Genomic DNA, 17,389 nt, shown 5'->3' on the forward strand with positions numbered 1-17,389 from the left:
CCGCGCCGGCCCTATCGTCGGACACGGCGCAAAACGGCGCCTCCGGGCCGGGGGCCGCGCCCGTCTGGATCACCTGAAACCGGAGAGCCGATGCACTACGCCTGCGACCACCTCCACCTGCGCAGCCGCGACGCCGTCGCGGCCGCCTCCTTCTACGTCGACACCTTCGGGGCCCGGGAGGTGAAGCGCGTCGGCGCGGACCCGGTGCAGCGCGTCGTGCTCGACCTCGGCGGCCTCGCCGTCTTCATCGAGCAGGCCCCGGACGAGATCGCGCCGGCGACCGCCACGCCCTGCCTCGGGATCGAGCATTTCGGGCTGCGCGTCGCCGACATCGAGGCCGCGATGGCCGATCTCACCGCCCGGGGCGTGCCCGTGCGGACCGGCATCACGGAGCGCGGCCCCGGCCTGCGGATCGCCTTCGTAGAGGGCCCCGACGGGGCGCTGATCGAGATCCTGGAGCGGAAATCCGCCTGATGGCGCCGCGACCCACCCGCCGCCGCGCCCTCACCGCGGCGCTGATCCTGCTGCTGGCGGCGTCCGGCGGGACGGCGGCACGCCCGTTCACGGACGCGGCCGGCCGCACGGTCGAACTCCCCGAACGGGTCGGGCGGGTGCTCGCCGCGGGACCGCCGGCCGCGGTGCTCCTCTACACGCTGGCGCCCGACCTCATGGCCGGCTGGGTGAGCGCCCCGCATCCCGAGGCGCTGCCCTTCCTCGCGCCCCGGACCCGGGCCCTCCCTGCCTACGGCCGCCTGACCGGGCGCGGCGGCACGGCGAACGTCGAGGCGGTGCTGGCCGCCAAGCCGGATCTGATCGTGGATTCGGGCAGCCTCGGGCTGACCTACGCGTCGCTCGCCGACCGGGTCCAGGCGCAGACCGGGATCCCCTACATCCTGCTCGACGGCAGCTTCGCGAAGACCCCGGAGGCGTATCGGCAGCTCGGCGCGGCCCTGGGCCGTCAGTCCGACGCGGACGCCCTGGCGGCGGAGGCCCAGAGCCTCGCCGACACGGTGGACCGCGCCGTCGCGACGGTCCCGGAGGACAAGCGGCCCCGGGTCTACTACGCGCGCGGGCCGCGCGGGCTGGAGACGGGGTTCGCCGGCTCGATTAACACCGAGCTGGTCGAGGCCGCCGGCGGCCGCAACGTCGCGCAGGACGGGGGCGGCCGCCTCGGCAACGTCTCGCCCGAGCAGGTGCTCGCCTGGAACCCCGACGTGATCGTCACCCTCGACCCGGCCTTCGCGGCCGGGCTGCGCGCCGACCCGCTGTGGCGGGACGTCCGGGCCGTGCAGACCGGGCGGGTCTACGTGGCGCCGCTCCAGCCTTTCCCGTGGTTCGACGCCCCGCCGGGGGTCAACCGGCTGATCGGCTTGCGCTGGCTGGCGGCCCGGCTTCATCCGGACCTGTTCCCGCAGCCGATGCCCGAGGTGGTGCGCGCCTTCTACGGCCGCTTCTACCATGTCGACCTCGATGCCGGTCAGGCCGACGCCCTCCTCGGCCCGACGCCGCCGGGCGGCCCCCCGGGCCCGGCGCGGTGAGTCGCGTCCCGGCCGCCGCCGAGACGATCCGGGCGCGCAGCCGCCTCCGCCTGCCCGCGGCGCTGCTGGCCGGGCTCGCCCTGCTGACGCTGACCGCCGTGGCGCTGGCGGTCGGCAAGTACCCGGTCGCGCCCGCCGACCTCGCCGCGATCCTCGGCCACCGCTTGCTCGGGCTGCCCCTCCGGGTTCCGGCGACGGCGGAGACGGTCGTGATGCAGGTGCGCCTGCCCCGGGTGATCGCCGCGCTGGTCGTCGGCGCGGCCCTGTCGGCCGCGGGGGCGACCTACCAGGGCCTGTTCCGCAACCCGCTGGTCTCGCCCGACATCCTCGGCGTCTCGGCCGGCGCCGGCCTCGGCGCAGTGCTCGGGATCTATCTCGGCCTGCCGGTGGCGCCGATCCAGGCCCTGGCCTTCCTGGGCGGGCTCGGCGCCGTCGCGGCGGTCTACGGCGTCGGCCTCGCCGTGCGGCGGCACGACCCGGTCCTGACGCTGGTCCTCGCCGGCGTCGCGGTCGGCGCGGTGCTCGGGGCGGGCATCTCGCTCCTCAAGGTGCTGGCCGATCCCTATAATCAGCTGCCGGCGATCACCTTCTGGCTCCTCGGCAGCCTGTCCTCGGTCACCCTCGGCGACGTCGCCGCCACCCTGCCGATGCTGCTTCTCGGCCTCGTGCCGCTGGTGCTGCTGCGCTGGCGCATGAACCTGATGAGCCTCGGCGACGCGGAGGCGCGGGCCCTCGGCGTGGAGACGCGGGTGCTGCGCCCCGTCCTGATCGCCGGCGCGACCCTGATCACGGCGGCGGCCGTGGCGATGACCGGGGTCATCGGCTGGATCGGGCTGATCGTGCCGCACGTCGCCCGGCTGCTGGTCGGGCCGGATTACCGTCGCCTGCTGCCCGCCTCGCTCGTCCTCGGGGCGGGCTACCTCGTGCTGGTCGACCTGATCGCCCGCAATCTCGGCACCGTCGAGGTGCCCCTCGGCATCCTGACGGCCCTGGTCGGGGCGCCGTTCTTCCTCTGGCTGCTGGCGTCCGGGCGCCGGGGCTTCAGCTGATGCTGCTCCGGGTCCGGGACCTCGCCTTCGGCTACGGCAGCCGGATCGTCGGCCACGACGTGTCGTTCGACCTCGCCGCCGGCGAGGTGCTGTGCCTCGTCGGGCCGAACGGCGGTGGCAAGACCACGCTGTTCCAGACGCTGCTCGGCCTGCTGCCCGCCCGCGCCGGGCGGGTGATCCTCGACGGCACCGACCTGTCGCGCCTGTCGCGGAAAGCCGTCGCCCGCACCATCGCCGCCGTGCCGCAGGCGCACGCGGCGTACTTCCCGTTCACGGTGCGCGAGGTCGTCGTGATGGGCCGGGCGAGCCGTCTCGGCCCGTTCGCCGCCCCTGGGCCGTCGGACGTCGCGGCCGCCGAGCGGGCGCTGGCCGCACTCGGGATCGGGCATCTCGCCGATCAGGTCTACACCGAGATCAGCGGCGGCGAGCGCCAGCTCGCGCTGATCGCGCGGGCGCTCAGCGGCGAGCCGCGGCTCCTCGTCATGGACGAGCCGACCGCGAGCCTCGATTTCGGCAATCAGGCCCGCGTCCTCGGGCAGGTCCGCCGCCTCGCCCAGGCCGGCATCGCCGTGCTGTTCTCGACGCACGATCCCGGGCACGCCCTGCTCTGCGCCGACCGCCTCATCGCCCTGCACGCGGGCCGCCTCGTCGCCGACGGGCCCGCCGCCGCGACGGTCACGCCGGAGCTGCTGCGCCTGATCTACGGGATCGACGTGGTGGTGGCGCCGGTGCCGGGCCTCGCGGCGCCGGTCTGCGTGCCGGTCGTTGCCTGACGTGGTCGACGGATCGCGGGCCGGTCCCTCACCCGGCGCGCGACAGCGTCTCGACCGGCTCGGTCCGGCGGGGCTCCTCGGCCCGGAAAACCGCGCCGAGCACCGCCTCGCACTGCATCCGCACGCGGGCGTGGCACTCGCAGGCGGCGTTCGAGACCGCCCGGCGGTCGAGGATCGTGATGCGCCCGCGGCCGACCCGGATGAGGCTCTGCTCCTGCAGCACCCGCAGGATCCGCGTGAGGTAGGTCCGCTGGACCCCCAGCATGGAGGCCAGGACCTCGTGCGTGATCGGGAGGGTGTCGCCGCCCGTCCGGTCCTGCAGCGACAGCAGCCAGCGCAGGCAGCGCTGCTCGATCGGGTGCAGGGCGTTGCAGGCCGCGATCTGGAACAGCTGAGCCAGGAAGCAGTCGGCGTAGCGCGCGAACAGGTCGCGGAGCGTCGATGACTCGAGCTCGGCCTGCCGGAGCCGCGCCGCGTCGAGGCGCAATGCCGCGCCGCCGATCTGCGCCAGCCCGCTGACCGCGGGCGGCAGCCGCCCCGCGCCGATGATCCCGCCGATCGCGCCCTCGTGCCCGACGCTCGCGATCTCGGCCGTCCGGCCGTCCCGCGTGGCGACGATCAGCGCCACGACGGTCTGGTCGCGGGGGAAGATGACGTGGCTCGCCGCGGCGCCCGCCGCCAGCGCCGTACCCCCCTTGGCGAAGGTCACCGGCTCCAGGTGGGGGGCGATCAGGGCGCGATCCGAACCCGGCAGCGCGTCGAGGAGCAGGTTGCCGGTGGAGGCGGCAGAGTCGATCGGCATGGGGACGGAGAGGTGCGGGAGGAGAGTCTCCCGTCAGGATCCTCTCGGGCTCGCCCGCCGGTGCGCGGGCTCGTCAGCCATACCCCGCGCTCTACGTCCTTGAACTAACCTAGGTTTCGCCGACGCCTTTCATCTACTTGTCCGTGCAGAGCCCCTGCTCGGAGAGCCGCTTGTGCTCGCGCGGGTCGCAGTCGGTCGTCAGGAACGAGGCCCATTCGGACGGGGTGCCGTAGAAGGCGTTGCGGTCGACGTCGCCGCGCACGCCCGGAACCCGGCCCGTGGACGTGAACTGCCACAGCATCCACTTGCGGTTGACGAAGCGCTGCTCCGGCTCGGCCGCGGTGGAGCGCAGCCAGTGCGGGTAATCGGGGAGCTCGCCCTCCAGGACGTCCTTGTGGAACGTGATGTCGGTGTAGATGATCGGGCGCTTGCCGGTGTAGCGCTCCATCTCCTCCAGCATCTCGGTGACCATCGCCAGGGCCTGGGCCTTGGGCAGCTTCTTCGGGCAGGTCTGCGAGTGGCCGTTCCACTCGACGTCGAGGACCGGCGGCAGGGCGGTGGGGTCGTTGGGGACGTTCTTCTTGAACCAGTCCATCTGCTCCCGGGCGGAGCGGCACCAGAACACGAAGTGGTAGGCCCCGCGCGGCACGCCGGCCCGGGCCGCGCCGTCCCAGTTGGTCCGGAAGCGCTCGTCGACGTGGTCGCCGCCCTCGGTGGCCTTGATGAAGGCGAACTGGGTGCCGGCGGCGCGGACCGAGGCCCAGTCGACGTTGCCCTGCCACTTCGAGATATCGATGCCCTGGATCGGGTGAAGCTTGGCCTTGGCCACGCCCGGATGGGGCTTGGCGTCGCCCTTCGTCGGATAGAAGTCGTTGTTCGACGCGCAGGCGGCGAGGCCGGCCAGGATCGCGGCGGCGGCGAAGCGCCCGGCGAGACGCCGGGCCGGCTTGAGGCGACTGATCAGGCCCCGAGCGAGATCTTCGATCGGTGACCGCGAAGGCGTGTAGATCCGCGACATCAGTGTTTAGCCCGCCACCGAAGATGCGCCACAGACAGGCGTATTCGATGGCCCTGGCGCGGTTAACGGAGCTTTGCGATCATTGCGGCGGAATTCCGGGACGCGTTGCATCCCCGCGACATACGGCGTCGATCCCCGGCTGGTTCACAGGGCCGCATACGGCTAAGTCGCGGTCCCGCAACGCGAGTCCGGACGGGGCACCGTGAGTAAGCAACTCTTTACCATAGGCTACGAAGGCCTCGACTCGGAGCGCCTCGTCGGCGTCCTGCGCTCGGCCGGGGTCGCGGTGCTGGCGGATGTCCGGGCGGTGGCGAACTCGCGCAAGCGCGGCTTCTCGAAGGGCGCGCTCGGCACCTCCCTGCGCGAGGCCGGGCTCGGCTACGCGCATCTGCGCAGCCTCGGCACCCCGAAATCCGGCCGGCAGGCGGCGCGGGCCGGGGACGCGGCGCTGATGCGCCGGATCTACTGCGAGGAAGTGCTGGACACCGCTGCCGGGATCGCGGCGCTCGACGAACTCGCCGCGCTCGCCGAGGCGTCGCCGATCTGCCTGCTCTGCTTCGAGCGCGATCCGGCCGGCTGCCACCGGCGCGTGCTGGCCGAGCGCCTCGCGCCGCGGGGCTTCGTGGTCAGCGATCTCTACGGCTGAAGCGTCTCAGCGCCCGGGCAGCGGTCGCGGCTGCGGCTGCGCGCGCATGCCCAGCGCGCCGGCGAGGCGCCGGACCGGGCCGAGGGCGGCCGTCAGTCCCCGCGGCGCGGCCCCGCGGGGCGCGCGCGGCCGGCGCCGGTCGGCGTCGGGCACCGGCTCGACCGGCAGGTACAGCGTGTCGAAGAAGGACATCTCGAGCAGCACGGCACCGTCGTCGCCGGTGATCACCATCGCGGCCTCCATGAGGCGCGGGTCGCCGCCGTGCTGACGCATCAGCCCCTGCACGATCGTGCGCGCGGTCGACCGGGCGGCCTCGACATCCTCGACCCACTGGGCCGCCGAGGCCGGGAGCGAGGCGTTGCCGAGGCGGATGGTGAAGTGCGCGCGGACCATGGAGCGCTCCTGGGAGGGGACCGGCGGGACGCCGCCGGCAACGGGTGTCAGGCGGCCTGGGCGTCGTCGACCGCTTCGGCGACGCTCGCGCCGTCGGCCTCGGATCTCTCGGCCGCGGATTTCGGATCGAAGGCGTCCGCGAGCAGGCCGAGGCGCCGCGCCATGTCCCGCACCTCGTTGAGGGCGATCGACTTCTGGCCTTCCTTCACCGCCCGCGTGATGTCGCTGACCTGGGTGGTGGCGATCCGCTTCAGTTCGTCGGCGAGCTGCTGGCTGGTCATCATCGCATCCGGACTCGGCTTGTCGGGCTGAGCCGGGACCGTGGGGCGGCGGGGCTTACCAAGGCGTTTCGCCGGGGATCGACGCCTGTGGACAAGCTTGGGGATCCGCGGCCGGCGCAACTCTGCCGACCGGCTTCCGCGCGGGCTCAATCCTGCAGGTGCCGCGCCGCGATGATCGAGGCGGCCGTGCGGTTCTCCACGCCGAGCTTCGCGTAGATGCTCTCGAGGTGCTTCGTCACGGTCCGGTGGCTGAGCCCGAGGATCTCGCCGATGTCGCGGCTCGACTTGCCCCGGGACAGCCAGAGGAGGACCTCCGCCTCGCGCCCGGTGACCGGCAGGCGCACCCGCAGCCGCTCGACCCCCGCCGACAGCGCGTCGCGCGACAGGCGGAGCAGGATCTCGTCCGGGGTGCGGCCGATGAAGCTCAGGGCGTAGGCGACGCCGTCGCGATCGGTCAGCGCGAGGGGCTGGGCGGCGCCGGCGAGGCAACCGCGCAGCCACTCGCGGGCGCCGGCGGGCAGCGCGGGGGCGCCGGAGGGTACCGCGCCGAGCCCGGCGAGCAGGCGTCCGGCCTGCGGGGTCGACCACAGGATCGTGCCGTCCTCGGCGACCGCGAACAGGGTCCGCCCGGCCGTGTCGAGGGCGGTCCGGGCGCTCTGCGCGGCGCGGGCGCTCGCGAGATGCACGCGGATCCGGGCCAGGATCTCGTCGGGGGCGATGGGCTTCGTGACGTAGTCGATCCCGCCGGCGGAGAGCCCCTTCACGATGTGCTCGGTCTCGCTCAGCCCGGTCATGAAGATCACCGGCACGCCGGCGAGCTGCGGCTTGGCCTTGAGCCGCCGGCAGGTCTCGAACCCGTCGAGGCCCGGCATCACCGCGTCGAGGAGGATCACGTCGGGGGTGATCTCGTCCACCAGGGTCAGGGCGAGGTCGCCGCCGACCGCGACCAGCACGGTGGCGCCGGACCGCTCGATCGCCTCGGTGAGGAAGCTCAGCGTGTCGGGCGAATCGTCGATCACTAGGACGATGTCCCGGTGCGGCTGGACCTTCGGCGCCTCAGTCATGGCGGGCGAGTTCCTGCAGGACCGCGAGGTAGCGGCGAAGGTCGTATCCCTCGACGAGCCCGCGCATCCGGGTGACGAAAGCGGGCGGCACCGTCGCGTCCTGCTCCATCTGGGTCAGCTTGGCCTCTATGGCGCGGATATGCCCGATCCGGCCGAGGCGCAGGAGCTCGCCGACATGCTCGGGCCCCGGCCCCGGGACGTCCGCCGCGGCCGCGGCCGCCCCGGACCGCCCCGGCGCGGCGCCCTCGGTCCATTCGAGGTGCAGGAGCTTGCCGATTCGCTCCATCACGTCGCGCAGGTCGAAGGGCTTGGCGAAGATCGCGTCGTGCGGGGCGTCGTCACCCCGGGTCGGGCTGATCTCGTGGACGTTGGCGGACATCATGGCGATCGGGCCGGTATGCCCGGCCTGCCGCAGGGCCGCCGCCGCCGCCCAGCCGCTCATCCCGGGCATCGCGATGTCGAGGAGGACGAGGTCGACGCCGCCTTGCGCGACCGTCGCGAGGCACTCGGATCCGGAGCCGGCCTCCCGCACGGAGATGCCCTGCGGCTCCAGGATCGCCCGCATCAGCGCGCGGTGAGCGCTGTCGTCGTCGGCGACCAGAACGGTGCGGCGCGCGCCCGCGTAGGCCCGCTCCGGGGGTGCGGCCGGCGCGGCCGGGGCGATCGGCGCGGGCTGGGCCACGGAGGCCAGCATCAGGCGCAGCCGCGCCTGCGTGCCGCCGCCGGGGGCGGCGGTCACGGTGATCTCGCCGCCCAGGAGCTGCGCCAGCAGGTTGGCGATGGTGAGCCCGAGCCCGGTCCCCGGCGTGCTGCGGGCGGCCGGGGTCGAGCCGCGCTCGAACGGCTCGAAGATCCGCGCGAGGTCCGCCTCCGGGATGCCCGGCCCGGTATCGCGGATCGTGAACACCGCGATCTGGCTCCGGTAGCTAAGGTCCAGCGAGACGGTGCCGGCTTCCGTGAACTTGATGGCGTTCGACAGGAGATTGAGCAGCACCTGTCGCAGGCGCTTCTCGTCGGTGGCGACTACCGCCGGCAGGATCTCGGGCCTTGAGAACCGGAACTCCAGTCCGGCCTCCCGCGCCTGGAGGCGGACCATGTCGACCAGCTGGTCGAGGAAGTCGGTCAGCCGGACCTCGTCGCGGTGGATCTGGAGGCGCCCGGCCTCCATGCGCGAGATGTCGAGGAGGCCGTCGATCAGGCCCGACAGGTGCTGGGCGCTGCGCCGGATCACCCGCAGGCCGTTGACGCGGTGCGCCGGGATCGCGGGGTCGGATTCGAGGAGCTGGGCGTAGCCGAGCACCGTTGAGAGCGGCGTGCGCAGCTCGTGGCTGATCCCGACCACGTAGCGGCTCTTGGCCTGGTTGGCGGCCTCGGCCCGCTCCTTGGCCTCCTGCAGCTTGGCGTCGGTGATCTTATGGGCGGCGATCTCGGCCTGGTAGAGCGCGGTCTGGCGCATCGTCTCGGCCTGGGCGACGCGCCGGCTCTCCTGGGCGAGCACGAACAGCCACGCCACGACGCCGAGGATCACCACCAGGGTGAAGAACACGCTGGTCAGCGCCGTGCGCAGGAACTCGCGATTCTCCGGGTGGGCGATCGTCGCGCCCGCGTGCACGATGCCGAGGATCAGGCCGATCACCGCGCAGAGCGTCAGCATCACCGCGAGGTAGCGGCCCAGTGGCGCGCCGATCCAGGCAGCGGTGCGGCCCGGCAGGATCCGCGCGACGGCGGCCTGCGCCTGCACCTCCAGGCGCCCGTGGGGCTTGCACAGGTCGCCGCAGCGGGCGTCGAGCGAGCAGCAGAGGGAGCAGATCGGGGCGTCGTAGGCCGGGCAATGGGCCATGTCCTCGCCCTCGAAGGGCAATTCGCAGACCCGGCAGACCACCTCGGCCGCGCCCCAATCCCGCTTCGGGACCCGCGCCAGGTACCAGCGCCCCGCCGTCGCCCAGGCGATCGCCGGCGCGGCGCAGAACGCGATCGCCAGGGTCAGCAATGGCGCGAAGGGCTGCAGGGTCGCGCCGAGCCAGCCGACATAGGCCGCGCCCCCGGCCGCGAGGGATAGCGCCATGGCGCCGGTGCCGACGGGGTTCACCGCGTAGAGATGGGCGCGCTTGAACTCGATGCCCGGGGGCGAGAGGCCGAGCGGCTTGTTGACCGCGAGGTCGGCGGCGAGCGCGCCGACCCAGGCCGAGACCACGGAGGCGTAGAGTGGCAGGGTGCTCTCGATGGTCTTGTCGATGCCGAGCTCCATCAGGAGCACCGCGATGGCGACGTTGAACACGAGCCAGACCACCCGTCCCGGATGGCTGTGGGTCAGGCGCGAGAAGAAGTTCGACCACGCGATCGAGCCGGCATAGGCGTTGGTCAGGTTGATCTTGAGCTGCGACACGAGGACGAACAGCCCGGTGAGCAGCAGCGCCGCCCGGCTCCCCTCCCCCGTCAGGTAGCCGAAGGCCACCGCGTACATGCGGGTCGGCTCGGCGGCGTGCTCGGCGGGGACGCCGTGCCCCAGCGCCAGGACCGCCAGCGCGGCGCCGAGCAGGATCTTCAGCATCCCGGGCAGGATCCAGCCGGCGCCGCCCGAGAGGACGGCGAGCCACCAGCGGCGGTCGCGCGGGCCCCGCGGCTCCGGCACGAAGCGCAGGAAGTCGACTTGCTCGCCGACCTGGGCGAGCAGCGCCAGCAGGACCCCGGTGGCGAGACCGAAGCGCGCGAGGTCGAAGCCGCCCCCGGCGCCGTCGAGGCCCGGGTAGCCGGCGAGCGCCCGCAGCGGCCCCGCGCCCTGCGCCGCCACGAAGATCAGCGGCAGCAGGCTCAACCCGATCCAGATCGGCTGCGTCCAGATCTGGAACCGGCTGATCAGCCGGATCCCGTAGACGACGAGGGGGATCACCGCCCCGGCGCAGAGCAGGTAGCCGACGCCGAGCGGCAGCCCGAAGCAGAGCTGCAGCGCCAGAGCCATGATCGCCGCCTCGATGGCGAAGAACAGGAAGGTGAAGCTCGCGTAGATCAGCGATGTGACGGTCGAGCCGAGATAGCCGAAGCCGGCGCCCCGGGTGAGCAGGTCCATGTCGACGCCGTAGCGGGCGGCGTAGACCGTGATCGGCGCCGCCGTGGCGAAGATGATCAGGCCGACGACCAGCACGGCCGCCACCGTGTTGGGAAATCCCGCTGTGAGCGCCAGCGTCCCGCCGATCGCCTCCAGCGCGAGGAACGAGATCGAGCCGAGGGCCGTCTGCGCCACCTCGAGGCTCGACCAGCGCCGCGCCTTCTTGGCGGTGAAGCGGAGGGCGTAATCCTCCAGCGTCTCGTCGGCGACGAAGCGGTTGTAGTCCCGGCGGATGGGGATGATGCGCTGCGGACCGCTCATCGGGCCCCGGCCGGGACGATCAGCCCGTCGTGCCCGGGCAGCGTCGCCCACGGGCGGCCGCGCGACGCGCGCGCGCGCGAAAGACCGGGCACCGGAGCGGTGCTCCCACTATTCGCGCTCTCAGCCACCCCGACCTCAAAGTATTCCGCCGCGATGGTGCGGCGCATGCAAGACCACGGCCATACGCAAAATCGCGTATAGGCCGCACTGCAACCCAGGACCTAGCCTGCGCTCGTCGATCCGGGCCGCCTCTCAAGGCCCGGACGCGAACAGGGTCAGGCACATGGCAGACGACACCGAGACCGGCGCCGATCACGGCTTGCGCTCCCCGCTGCGGCGCAGGCTGCTCATGGGATTGGCCGGCGCCCCGGCGCTGGCGCTGTTGCCGCGCACCGCCTGGGCGGCGCCGCCGACCGCGGCGGTCAACACCACGGGCCTCGCGGTGACCGACAGCGAGGTGACGGTCGGCATTCTGCACTCGGTCACCGGCACGATGGCGATCTCGGAGACGGGCGCGCAGGAAGCGGAGAAGCTCGCGATCCAGCAGATCAACGACGCCGGCGGCGTGCTCGGCCGCAAGATCAAGATCATCCAGGAGGACGGCGCCTCCGACTGGCCGACCTTCGCCGAGAAGGCCAAGAAGCTCCTCGTCAACGACCACTGCGCCGCCGTGATGGGCTGCTGGACCTCGGCCTCGCGCAAGGCGGTGCTGCCGGTCTTCGAGCAGTACAACGGCCTGCTGTACTATCCGACCTTCTACGAGGGCCTGGAGCAGTCGAAGAACGTCTTCTACACCGGCCAGGAGGCCACGCAGCAGATCCTCGCCGGCCTCGACTGGGTCCACAAGGAGAAGGGCGGCGACAGCTTCTACTTCATCGGCTCCGACTACATCTGGCCGCGCACCTCCAACAAGATCGCCCGCAAGCACGTGGAGAACGTGCTCAAGGGCAAGGTCGTCGGCGAGGAGTACTTCCCCCTCGGCCACACGCAGTTCAACTCGGTCATCAACAAGATCAAGCTCACCAAGCCCAAGGTGATCTTCGCCGACGTGGTCGGCGGCTCGAACGTGGCGTTCTACAAGCAGCTCAAGGCGGCGGGCATCGACCTGTCGAAGCAGGTGCTGATGACGATCTCGGTCACCGAGGACGAGATCGACGGCATCGGCGGCGAGAACATCGCCGGGGCCTACGCCTGCATGAAGTACTTCGAGTCGATCCAGAACGAGAACAACAAGGCGTTCGTGGCCGCGTTCAAGAAGATGTGGGGCGAGAAGACGGTCATCGGCGACGTGACGCAGGCGGCCTATCTCGGCCCGTTCCTGTGGAAGATGGCCTGCGAGAAGGCCGGCTCGTTCGACGTCGACAAGGTGGTGGCGGCCTCGCCCGGGATCGAGTTCAAGGGCGCGCCGGAAGGCTACGTGAAGATCGACGAGAACCACCATCTCTGGTCGAAGACCCGGGTCGGCCGGGCCAAGCCCGACGGCCAGTTCGAGATCGTCTACACCAGCCCCGAGCTGATCAAGCCCGATCCCTTCCCGAAGGGCTACCAGTAGTCACATTGTTCGGAGGGGCGAATTCGCCCCTCCCCAGCGTCATCGCGAGCGCAGCGAAGCGACCCAGGGCAGCGGGACTTCCCGGCACGAAGCGCGTCCCTGGATTGCTTCGCTCCGCTCGCAAAGACGGCCCGGTTCGCCCGGAGGCCGTGACGAGTCGGCAGAAGACGCACTCCTTTTGCGGAAGACCAAGTCATGCTCGGCGACTACTCCCTCGGCGACCTCGGCGCGATCTTCGCCATGCAGGGCTTCGCCGGCCTGATCCTGTTCTCCGTCTACCTGCTGATGGCGCTGGGACTCGCGATCATCTTCGGCCAGATGGGCGTGATCAACATGGCCCACGGGGAGTTCATGATCCTCGGCGCCTACGTCACCTATCTCTGCTCGACCTTCTTCCAGACCTACCTGCCGGCGCTCTTCCCGATCTACTTCTTCATCGCGATGGGCTTGGCGTTCCTCGCCTCCGGGGCTCTGGGCATGCTGGTGGAATGGGGCCTGATCCGGTTCCTCTACAAGCGCCCGCTCGACACGCTGCTCGCCACCTGGGGCCTTTCGCTGATCCTCCAGCAGGCCTACCGGTCGATCTTCGGCGCCCGCGAGGTCGGCGTCGAATTGCCGTCCTGGCTGATCGGCTCGGTGCAGGTCACCGACACGATCGAGATCCCGATCAACGGCCTGTTCGTCATGGCCGTCACCATCCTGATCACCGTCAGCGTCGCGCTGCTGATCTTCCGGTCGCGCTTCGGCCAGCAGGTCCGCGCCGTGATGTCGAACCGCGCCATGGCGGGGGCGGTCGGCATCGATACCGAGAAGGTCGATCGCTACACGTTCGGCCTCGGCTGCGGCATCGCGGGCATCGCCGGCTCGGCCTTCACGATGATCGGCTCGACCGGGCCGACCTCGGGCCAGCTCTACATCGTCGACACCTTCCTGATCGTCGTGTTCGGCGGGGCCGCGAGCCTGCTCGGCACCATCGCGTCGGCCTTCTCGATCTCCCAGACGCAGTCGACCCTGGAGTTCTTCCTCTCCGGCTCGATGGCCAAGGTCATCACCCTGCTCGCGGTGGTCGGCATCCTGATGTTGAGGCCGCAGGGCCTCTTCACCCTCAAGGTCCGGCGCTGAGGATGTTTTCCCGATGACGAACCCGGTCCAGACTCTCACCAAATCCGTCACCGTCAACGACAACCCGTTCATGAAGCCGGTGGAGTGGCTGAGCCTGCTCCTCCTGGCCGGGGTGATCCTGGTCGTCCTGCCGCTGGTGCTCGACAGCTTCCGCCTCAACCTCGTCGGCAAGTACCTCACCTACGCCTTCGTCGCCCTCGGGCTGGTGATCTGCTGGGGCTACGCGGGTATCCTCTCCCTCGGCCAGGGCGTCTTTTTCGGATTGGGCGGCTACTGCATGGCGATGTACTTGAAGCTGGAAGCTTCGAGCATCGAGAATACGAAAATCCAGTCGACTCCCGGCATCCCGGACTTCATGGACTGGAACCAGATCACCGCCCTCCCCTGGTTCTGGCAGCCGTTCAAGAGCCTGCCGCTGACGCTGATCCTGGCGGTCGCCGTCCCGGTCCTGTTCGCGATGCTGATCTCCTTCGCGATGTTCAAGCGCCGGGTCGGCGGCACCTACTTCGCCATCATCACCCAGGCGATTGCCGCGATCCTGACCATCCTGATCGTCGGCCAGCAGGGCTATACCGGCGGCATCAACGGCATCACCGACCTGCGCACCCTCCACGGCTGGGACATCCGCACCGACTCGGCGAAGTTCATCCTGTACTTCGTCAACGGCGGCCTGCTGATCGCCTGCATCCTGGCGGCGCAGTACGTGAAGAAGTCGAAGCTCGGCCGCATCCTCGTTGCCATGCGCGACAAGGAGGACCGGGTCCGGTTCTCCGGCTACTCGGTGGCGGGGTTCAAGGTCTTCGCCTTCTGCTTCGCCGCCGGACTGGCGGCGATCGGCGGCGCGATGTTCACCCTCCAGGTCGGGTTCATGTCGCCCTCCTTCGTGGGCATCGTTCCCTCGATCGAGATGGTGATCTACGCCGCGGTCGGCGGGCGCCTGTCGCTGTTCGGCGCGGTCTGGGGCACGCTGCTCGTCAACTGGGCCAAGACCAGCTTCTCCGAGAGTTTTCCGGATCTCTGGCTGTTCGGCCTCGGCGCCCTGTTCATCGCGGTGGTGCTGGCTTTCCCGAACGGCCTCGCCGGCATCTGGCGCGAGCATATCGAGCCTCGCCTCACCCGCCGGGTGAAGGGGCTGCGCGCCCCGCCGCCCGCCATCGTCCCGCCCCACGGCACTCCGGCCGAGTGAGCAAGCCATGAACGCCGCGATCCTCTCCTCCCCCGTGGTCGGCGCCGAGGCCGCCCCGCCCGACTACCTCCTCGCCGTCGAGGCGCTCACGGTCTCGTTCGACGGGTTCAAGGCGGTGAACGACGTGTCGTTCTATGTCGATCCCGACGAGATCCGGGTGATCATCGGGCCGAACGGCGCCGGCAAGACCACCGTCCTCGACCTGATCTGCGGCCGCACCCGGGCAAGCGCCGGCTCGATCAAGTACAAGGGCCAGGAACTGACCAAGCTCTCCGAGAGCGCGATCGTGCAGGCCGGCGTCGGCCGCAAGTTCCAGACGCCGTCGATCTACGACGACCTGACGGTGTTCGAGAACCTGGAGATCTCGTTCCCCCGCGGCCGCTCGGTGTTCGGCGCGCTGACGTTCAAGCGGGACGCGGAGGTCCGCGACCGCATCCACGCCATCGCCGAGACGATCTTCCTGAAGGACCAGCTGAAGGAGCGGGCCGAATTCCTGAGCCACGGCCAGAAGCAGTGGCTGGAGATCGGCATGCTGCTGATCCAGGACCCGGAGCTGCTGATGCTCGACGAGCCGGTGGCCGGGATGAGCGTCGGCGAGCGGATCAAGACCGCCGAGCTTCTCAACCAGATCATCAAGGGCCGCTCGGTGCTGGTGATCGAGCACGACATGAAGTTCGTCGAGGACATCGCTCACCGGGTGACCGTCCTGCACCAGGGCAAGGTGCTCTCCGAAGGTTCGATGGAGCGGGTCAAGAACGACCCGAAGGTCATCGAAGTGTACCTGGGACATTGACGATGGCGTCGCTCCAGACTGCGCACATCCCTGGCGTCCAGGCGCCCCCGCTGGCCGCGGCCCCGTCCGCGACGCCGGCCCTCGCCGTCGAGGACCTGCACGCCGCCTACGGCCAGAGCGAGGTCCTGCACGGGCTGACCTTCTCGGTGGCGCCCGGCGAGATCGTCGCCGTGATGGGCCGCAACGGCATGGGCAAGACCACGCTGATGAAGACCCTGATGGGCCTCGTGCCGGTCAGGGCCGGCTCGATCCAGGTCGAGGGCGCGGACGTCGCCGGGCTCAAGAGCCACGCCCGGGTCGCCAAGGGCCTTGCCTACGTGCCGCAGGGCCGCATGATCTTCTCGACTATGACGGTGCAGGAGAACATCGAGACCGGCCTGACAGTCACCGGCACCCGGAAGGTGCCGCAGGACCTCTACGACATGTTCCCGGTCCTGCTGGAGATGAAGGGACGGCGCGGCGGCAACCTCTCGGGCGGGCAGCAGCAGCAGCTCGCCATCGCCCGGGCGCTGGCAAGCCGGCCGAAGGTCCTGCTCCTCGACGAGCCGACCGAGGGCATCCAGCCCTCGATCATCCGCGAGATGGGGCGGACGCTGAAGAAGATCCGCGATCAGCGCGGCCTCTCCATCGTCGTGTCCGAGCAGGTCCTGAGCTTCGCACTCGACGTCGCCGACCGGGTGATCGTGCTGGAGAACGGATCCATCGTCCACGAGGCCCCGCGCGACGGCATCGACGAGGCGGCGGTGGCCCGGTTCCTGTCGGTTTAGGGGCGCAGCATGGCCGATCACGAGATCTTCGAGCTCGGCGACTTCGTGCTCCAGTGCGGCAAGACGCTGCGCGCGGCCAAGCTCGCCTTCAAGACCTTCGGGACGCTGAGCCCAGCCAAGGACAACGCCATCGTCTACCCGACCTGGTACTCGGGCCAGCACACCGAGAACGAATGGCTGATCGGCCCCGGCAAGGCGCTCGACCCGGACAAGTACTTCATCATCATCCCGAACATGTTCGGTAACGGGCTGTCATCCTCGCCGAGCAACACGCCCGCGCCCTGGAACGGGCCGCGCTTTCCCAACGTCACCGCCCACGACAACGTCCGTGCCCAGCACCGCCTCGTCACCGAGCATTTCGGCATCGAGAAACTCGTGCTCGTCACCGGGTGGTCGATGGGCGCGCTCCAGACCTACCACTGGGCGTCGATGTACCCCGACATGGTGCCGAGAATCCTGCCGTTTCAGGGCTCGGCGAAGTGCTCCCGGCATAATTACGTCTTCCTGGAGGGCGCCAAGGCGGCGCTCCAGGCCGACGCCGCCTGGGCGGAGGGCTGGTACACGAGCCCGCCGACCCGGGGCTTGCGCGCCTTCGGCCGGGTCTACGCGGGCTGGGGCCTGTCGCAGACCTTCTACCGCCTTGAGGCCGACATCACCCACATGGGCTACGCCTCGCTGGAGGACTTCCTGATCGGGTTCTGGGAAGGCCTGTTCTACGAGCGCGACGCCAACAACCTGCTCGCCATGCTGTGGACGTGGCAGCACGGCGACATCAGCGCCAACGACACCTTCAAGGGCGACTTCAAGGCCGCGCTCGGCGCCATCCGCGCCAAGGCGATCCTGATGCCCGCCTCGACCGATCTCTATTTCCCGCCCGAGGACAACGCCATCGAGGCGACCGCCATGCCGAACGCGGAGATGCGCGTGATCGACACGTGGTGGGGCCACTTCGCAGGCGGGCCCGGCACCAGCCCGGACGACATCAAGGTCCTCGACGACGCACTGAAAGAGCTGCTCGCGAGCGGGTGAGAGACGCGC

General features: G+C 70.7%; 17 protein-coding genes. 11 read left to right on the top strand and 6 right to left on the bottom strand.

The annotated features are described in order from the left end of the window. Positions 1–90: 90 nt before the first annotated feature. The 4 genes from BLW78_RS09660 to BLW78_RS09675 are packed head-to-tail and all read left to right on the top strand — an operon-like array spanning position 91 to position 3,360. Entirely contained in the window at positions 91–474 is a 384-nt protein-coding gene (locus tag BLW78_RS09660; RefSeq protein ID WP_091678973.1) for a VOC family protein, read from the top strand. Then, on the top strand, positions 474–1,538 hold the full coding sequence (locus BLW78_RS09665; RefSeq protein ID WP_091678976.1) for an iron ABC transporter substrate-binding protein: 1,065 nt from the start codon (positions 474–476) through the stop codon (positions 1,536–1,538). Before BLW78_RS09660 ends, BLW78_RS09665 begins: the two co-directional genes overlap by 1 nt. Next, positions 1,535–2,587 (top strand): FecCD family ABC transporter permease, encoded by a 1,053-nt coding sequence (locus BLW78_RS09670; protein WP_091678978.1) that lies wholly within the window; start codon positions 1,535–1,537, stop codon positions 2,585–2,587. The genes BLW78_RS09665 and BLW78_RS09670 overlap by 4 nt, the downstream gene beginning before the upstream one ends. After that, positions 2,587–3,360 (top strand): ABC transporter ATP-binding protein, encoded by a 774-nt coding sequence (locus BLW78_RS09675; protein ID WP_091678981.1) that lies wholly within the window; start codon positions 2,587–2,589, stop codon positions 3,358–3,360. Before BLW78_RS09670 ends, BLW78_RS09675 begins: the two co-directional genes overlap by 1 nt. 28 nt (positions 3,361–3,388) lie before the next feature. Here BLW78_RS09675 and BLW78_RS09680 read toward each other — a convergent pair whose 3' ends face one another. Together BLW78_RS09680 and BLW78_RS09685 are read right to left on the bottom strand one after the other, a co-directional pair. Then, entirely contained in the window at positions 3,389–4,162 is a 774-nt protein-coding gene (locus BLW78_RS09680; protein WP_091678984.1) for a Crp/Fnr family transcriptional regulator, read from the bottom strand. Positions 4,163–4,295: 133 nt separating this feature from the next. Continuing rightward, positions 4,296–5,180 (bottom strand): glycoside hydrolase family 25 protein, encoded by an 885-nt coding sequence (locus tag BLW78_RS09685; protein WP_020092958.1) that lies wholly within the window; start codon positions 5,178–5,180, stop codon positions 4,296–4,298. 202 nt (positions 5,181–5,382) lie between these two features. On the opposite strand from BLW78_RS09685, the gene BLW78_RS09690 reads away from it, so the two are divergent. Further along, positions 5,383–5,826 (top strand): DUF488 domain-containing protein, encoded by a 444-nt coding sequence (locus BLW78_RS09690; protein ID WP_020092959.1) that lies wholly within the window; start codon positions 5,383–5,385, stop codon positions 5,824–5,826. Between the two features lie 6 nt (positions 5,827–5,832). Here BLW78_RS09690 and BLW78_RS09695 read toward each other — a convergent pair whose 3' ends face one another. From BLW78_RS09695 to BLW78_RS09710, 4 genes are all read right to left on the bottom strand, one after another. Beyond that, positions 5,833–6,219, bottom strand: coding sequence for a DUF6894 family protein (locus tag BLW78_RS09695; protein WP_091678986.1), 387 nt, complete (start codon positions 6,217–6,219; stop codon positions 5,833–5,835). Positions 6,220–6,266: 47 nt separating this feature from the next. After that, entirely contained in the window at positions 6,267–6,503 is a 237-nt protein-coding gene (locus BLW78_RS09700; protein WP_020092961.1) for a hypothetical protein, read from the bottom strand. Positions 6,504–6,646: 143 nt separating this feature from the next. Further along, positions 6,647–7,564 (bottom strand): response regulator transcription factor, encoded by a 918-nt coding sequence (locus BLW78_RS09705; RefSeq protein WP_056531874.1) that lies wholly within the window; start codon positions 7,562–7,564, stop codon positions 6,647–6,649. Further along, the gene (locus BLW78_RS09710; protein ID WP_091678989.1) at positions 7,557–10,931 is read right to left on the bottom strand and encodes a hybrid sensor histidine kinase/response regulator; all 3,375 of its coding nucleotides are present in this window, start codon (positions 10,929–10,931) and stop codon (positions 7,557–7,559) included. Before BLW78_RS09710 ends, BLW78_RS09705 begins: the two co-directional genes overlap by 8 nt. Before the next feature lie 283 nt (positions 10,932–11,214). Here BLW78_RS09710 and urtA point away from each other — a divergent pair, with 283 nt between their 5' ends. The 6 genes from urtA to BLW78_RS09740 all read left to right on the top strand — a co-directional run bounded on the left by urtA (position 11,215) and on the right by BLW78_RS09740 (position 17,380). Continuing rightward, positions 11,215–12,483, top strand: coding sequence for an urea ABC transporter substrate-binding protein (gene urtA / locus BLW78_RS09715; protein ID WP_042669481.1), 1,269 nt, complete (start codon positions 11,215–11,217; stop codon positions 12,481–12,483). 195 nt (positions 12,484–12,678) lie between these two features. After that, a complete protein-coding gene (gene urtB / locus BLW78_RS09720) occupies positions 12,679–13,605 on the top strand; it encodes an urea ABC transporter permease subunit UrtB (RefSeq protein WP_012322399.1) in 927 nt (308 codons plus the stop codon). Positions 13,606–13,618: 13 nt separating this feature from the next. Continuing rightward, positions 13,619–14,791 carry an urea ABC transporter permease subunit UrtC gene (urtC, locus tag BLW78_RS09725; protein WP_020090546.1) on the top strand — a complete coding sequence of 391 codons (1,173 nt, stop codon included), beginning with the start codon at positions 13,619–13,621 and terminating at the stop codon, positions 14,789–14,791. Positions 14,792–14,798: 7 nt separating this feature from the next. Then, a complete protein-coding gene (urtD, locus tag BLW78_RS09730; RefSeq protein ID WP_020090547.1) occupies positions 14,799–15,584 on the top strand; it encodes an urea ABC transporter ATP-binding protein UrtD in 786 nt (261 codons plus the stop codon). 2 nt (positions 15,585–15,586) lie between these two features. Beyond that, on the top strand, positions 15,587–16,351 hold the full coding sequence (gene urtE, locus BLW78_RS09735; protein ID WP_244526884.1) for an urea ABC transporter ATP-binding subunit UrtE: 765 nt from the start codon (positions 15,587–15,589) through the stop codon (positions 16,349–16,351). 9 nt (positions 16,352–16,360) lie between these two features. Continuing rightward, complete coding sequence (locus BLW78_RS09740; RefSeq protein ID WP_091678992.1) at positions 16,361–17,380, top strand: alpha/beta fold hydrolase; 1,020 nt, start codon at positions 16,361–16,363, stop codon at positions 17,378–17,380. Positions 17,381–17,389: the final 9 nt, after the last annotated feature.

It is taken from the genome of Methylobacterium sp. 275MFSha3.1, assembly GCF_900108435.1.
In the GTDB taxonomy this organism is placed as follows: Bacteria; Pseudomonadota; Alphaproteobacteria; order Rhizobiales; family Beijerinckiaceae; genus Methylobacterium.

Coding starts and splice junctions, on each gene's coding strand:
- BLW78_RS09660 (WP_091678973.1), top strand. CDS start 91: ATGCACTACGCCTGCGACCACCTCCACCTGCGCAGCCGCGACGCCGTC.
- BLW78_RS09665 (WP_091678976.1), top strand. CDS start 474: ATGGCGCCGCGACCCACCCGCCGCCGCGCCCTCACCGCGGCGCTGATC.
- BLW78_RS09675 (WP_091678981.1), top strand. CDS start 2,587: ATGCTGCTCCGGGTCCGGGACCTCGCCTTCGGCTACGGCAGCCGGATC.
- BLW78_RS09680 (WP_091678984.1), bottom strand. CDS start 4,162: ATGCCGATCGACTCTGCCGCCTCCACCGGCAACCTGCTCCTCGACGCG.
- BLW78_RS09685 (WP_020092958.1), bottom strand. CDS start 5,180: ATGTCGCGGATCTACACGCCTTCGCGGTCACCGATCGAAGATCTCGCT.
- BLW78_RS09695 (WP_091678986.1), bottom strand. CDS start 6,219: ATGGTCCGCGCGCACTTCACCATCCGCCTCGGCAACGCCTCGCTCCCG.
- BLW78_RS09700 (WP_020092961.1), bottom strand. CDS start 6,503: ATGATGACCAGCCAGCAGCTCGCCGACGAACTGAAGCGGATCGCCACC.
- BLW78_RS09705 (WP_056531874.1), bottom strand. CDS start 7,564: ATGACTGAGGCGCCGAAGGTCCAGCCGCACCGGGACATCGTCCTAGTG.
- BLW78_RS09710 (WP_091678989.1), bottom strand. CDS start 10,931: ATGAGCGGTCCGCAGCGCATCATCCCCATCCGCCGGGACTACAACCGC.
- urtA (WP_042669481.1), top strand. CDS start 11,215: ATGGCAGACGACACCGAGACCGGCGCCGATCACGGCTTGCGCTCCCCG.
- urtB (WP_012322399.1), top strand. CDS start 12,679: ATGCTCGGCGACTACTCCCTCGGCGACCTCGGCGCGATCTTCGCCATG.
- urtC (WP_020090546.1), top strand. CDS start 13,619: ATGACGAACCCGGTCCAGACTCTCACCAAATCCGTCACCGTCAACGAC.
- urtD (WP_020090547.1), top strand. CDS start 14,799: ATGAACGCCGCGATCCTCTCCTCCCCCGTGGTCGGCGCCGAGGCCGCC.
- urtE (WP_244526884.1), top strand. CDS start 15,587: ATGGCGTCGCTCCAGACTGCGCACATCCCTGGCGTCCAGGCGCCCCCG.
- BLW78_RS09740 (WP_091678992.1), top strand. CDS start 16,361: ATGGCCGATCACGAGATCTTCGAGCTCGGCGACTTCGTGCTCCAGTGC.